The sequence below is a fragment of the Clostridia bacterium genome, from assembly GCA_017438525.1.
Taxonomy (GTDB): domain Bacteria; phylum Bacillota; class Clostridia; order Oscillospirales; family RGIG8002; genus RGIG8002.
Map to the genome: position 1 here is coordinate 1 of JAFRVI010000041.1, position 3,079 is coordinate 3,079.

The following is a 3,079-nucleotide window of genomic DNA, read 5'->3' on the forward strand; positions in this document are numbered from 1 at the left end:
CGCACGGCTGCGATTGCGGTGCCCGATATGCGCTTCGGGCGATAAATCACCCTCGCGCCCCGGACGCGCCGCCGTTTTTTTTACATTTTCCGCCAAAAAATGCTTGACAACGCGCGGCGGCGGTGATATACTTATCCCGAAACGAGCGCAAGCTCCATAAAACGAACACAAACGATGCTTCTTTAAGCGGGTGCAGAGACGCCGGCAAGACGCAGCGGTTACGTATGTTTGAACGCAACCTCTCCGCCGGCCGGCAGGGAGGTTTTTCTTATGCGTGAAAAGGCGATACTTCTCGACGCGATCTCGATCGAACGCGCGCTGATGCGCGTCGCGCACCAGATCGCCGAGAAGAACGCGGATATCAAGTCCGTCTGCCTTATCGGGATAAAGACGCGCGGCGTGCCGCTCGCGGAGCGTATCGCGCTGAACATCGCGCAGATAACCGGCGTGACTCCCGCCGTCGGCACGCTGGACATCACCCTCTACCGCGACGACCTGACGAGAGTCGCGGATTCGCCCATAGTGCGCGATCCGCAGATACCCTTCTCTGTGGAGAATAAGACGGTCGTCCTCTGCGACGACGTCATCTACACCGGCCGCACGATACGCGCGGCGATGGACGCGGTCATGGACGCCGGCCGTCCGGCGCGGATACAGCTTTTCGAGCTGATAGACCGCGGCCACCGCGAGCTGCCGATACGCCCCGACTTCGTCGGCAAGAACGTCCCGACCTCGCAGGCGGAGGTAATCACCGTCCGCCTCCGCGAGACCGACGGCGAGACCTGCGTGAAGCTGCTGGAGAGATAAGCGGCCGGTCGGGAACCTCCCTCAGATGAGGGAGGTGGCGCGAACGGGCGTCAGCCCGCGAGCGACGGAGGGAGGGAAAACCCCCGCCTCTATCGCGGCGGTTGCGTTTGAGACGACGCCTTTCACTCCCTCAGTCTCGGACGGCGTACCGCCGCCCTCGACAGCTCCCTCGTCTGAGGGAGCTCCCAAACGCATCGTATATCTTTGCGGTCCGACCGCGTGATATAGAAAAACCAAAAATCAAAAAACGGAGGAAAAACTATGAATCTGACCTACCAAGTCAAAGACAAGCCCGGGTTCGGCAAAACGCTGATCTTCGCGCTGCAGCAGGTGCTGGCGATACTCGCCGCCACCATCGCCGTTCCGGCAATCATCGGCAACGGCATGTCCCAGTCCGCGGCGCTGTTCGGCGCGGGCATCGGCACTCTCGTGTACCTTTGCTTCACCAAGTTCCGCAGCCCCGTCTTCCTGGGCAGCTCCTTCGCGTTCATCGGCTCGATGTTCGCGGCCTTCGGCGGAGCGGCTTCCGCGGCCGCCGGCTACGCCGGTCTCATCATCGGCGCGGCCTTCGCCGGTCTCGTCTACGTCGTCATCGCTCTGGTAGTCAAGTTCGCGGGCGTCAAGTGGATCAACAAGATTATGCCCGCGGTCGTCATCGGTCCCACCGTTTCGATAATCGGCCTTTCACTGGCGGTCAATGCCGTCGGTGACCTGCAGGTCGGCAAGGTCGGTCACTATGCCGAAAAGATCACGACGCTCGGAGGCGAAGTGATTGACAAATCTTCTCAGTTCATATCCCACTCCAGCGTTTACATCTGCATCCTCTGCGGACTGATCACCCTCTTCACCGTCGTGCTCTGCTCGGTCTACGGCAAGAAGATGGGCAAGCTCATCCCCTTCATCATCGGCATCGTCGCCGGCTACATCGCCGCCACGATCTTCACCCTCATCGGCAACGCCACCGGCAACGACCTGCTGAAAGTCATCAACTTTGACGCGTTCAAGGATATGACCATCTTCGCGGTTCCGGATTTCACATTCCTTTCTGCCGCCGAAGGTCTGAAGCAGATCGACGGCAGCTACATCGCCACCGTAGCGGTCGCGTACATCCCCGTCGCGTTCGTCGTCTTCGCGGAGCACATCGCGGACCACAAGAACCTGTCCTCCGTTATCGGCAGCGACCTGCTTGAGAATCCCGGCCTCCACAGAACGCTCCTCGGCGACGGCGTCGGCTCCATCGCGGGCGCCTTCTTCGGCGGCTGCCCGAACACCACCTACGGCGAATCCGTCGGCTGCGTCGCGATCAGCGGCAACGCCTCCATCGTCACCATCTTCACCACGGCGATCATGTGCCTGGTCATCAGCTTCTTCGGACCGTTCGTGACCTTCCTCGCCTCCATTCCGAACTGCGTAATGGGCGGCGTCTGCATCACGCTCTACGGATTCATCGCGGTCAGCGGACTTAAGATGATCCAGAAGGTGGACCTGAACCAGAACGGCAACCTCTTCACCGTCGCGGTCATCCTCATCTGCGGCATCGGCGGCCTCTCGATCACCTTCGGCAAGGTCACCCTCACCGCCATCGCCTGCGCGCTGATCCTCGGCATCATCACCAACCTCCTCGTCAGCAAGAGAACGAACAACGCTCCCGAGCTCGAGGAAAAGGTCGAAGAGAATATCGAAGAGTAATTTTCAACCGGAAGAGTAAACGTTAAACAGAATAAAAAAAGGACGCCCGCGGGCGTCCTTTTTTTATATCTGCCGCGAAGCGGCAATACCACTGTGCGAAGCATAATACCACTGCCGACAAAGGCGGCAATACCACTGCGCCGAACGGCGCAATATCACCACCGCCGCAAGCGGCGCTCTGTAGGGACGAGCATTGCTCGTCCGCGCATTCACGCAGCAACCTCGCCCGCCGTCATCCTGAGCGGAGCGGCGGAACGCCGCGCAGTCGGAGGATCCTGAAGGTAACGGCATTGTAAAAGGAAAAGTGTGTATTCGGAATATGAGCGTTACCGACTGCTCCGAATACACACTTTAATTATTGACACTACCTCGTCTTTAAGATCCTTCGGCTCCGGCTTCGCCTCCGCTCAGGATGACAGACCTGCCGGCCGCGCAGCGTGTTCTGTCATTCCGAGCCCGCAGGGCGAGGAATCCCCCGGGCGAACGCAAGGCGTTCGCAGTGATATTGACGCTTCGCGTCAGTGATATTATCGCTCCGCGATAGTGATATTGCGGCTTCGCCGCAGTGATATTGACGCTGCGC

General features: G+C 59.8%; 2 protein-coding genes. Both read left to right on the forward strand.

Annotation, left to right across the window (positions count from 1 at the left end; translation table 11 throughout):
• Window positions 1-270: 270 nt before the first annotated feature.
• Window positions 271-807: a bifunctional pyr operon transcriptional regulator/uracil phosphoribosyltransferase PyrR gene (pyrR, locus tag IJL83_04055; protein ID MBQ6552770.1), complete on the forward strand. Its 537-nt coding sequence runs from the start codon at window positions 271-273 to the stop codon at window positions 805-807.
• Between the two features lie 261 nt (window positions 808-1,068).
• Window positions 1,069-2,496, forward strand: a complete 1,428-nt coding sequence (locus tag IJL83_04060) for a uracil-xanthine permease (GenBank protein ID MBQ6552771.1) — start codon at window positions 1,069-1,071, stop codon at window positions 2,494-2,496.
• Window positions 2,497-3,079: the final 583 nt, after the last annotated feature.

What these genes read in the sequence shown, in the direction of transcription:
- pyrR (MBQ6552770.1), top strand. Translation starts at nt 271, where the DNA reads ATGCGTGAAAAGGCGATACTTCTCGACGCGATCTCGATCGAACGCGCG.
- IJL83_04060 (MBQ6552771.1), top strand. Translation starts at nt 1,069, where the DNA reads ATGAATCTGACCTACCAAGTCAAAGACAAGCCCGGGTTCGGCAAAACG.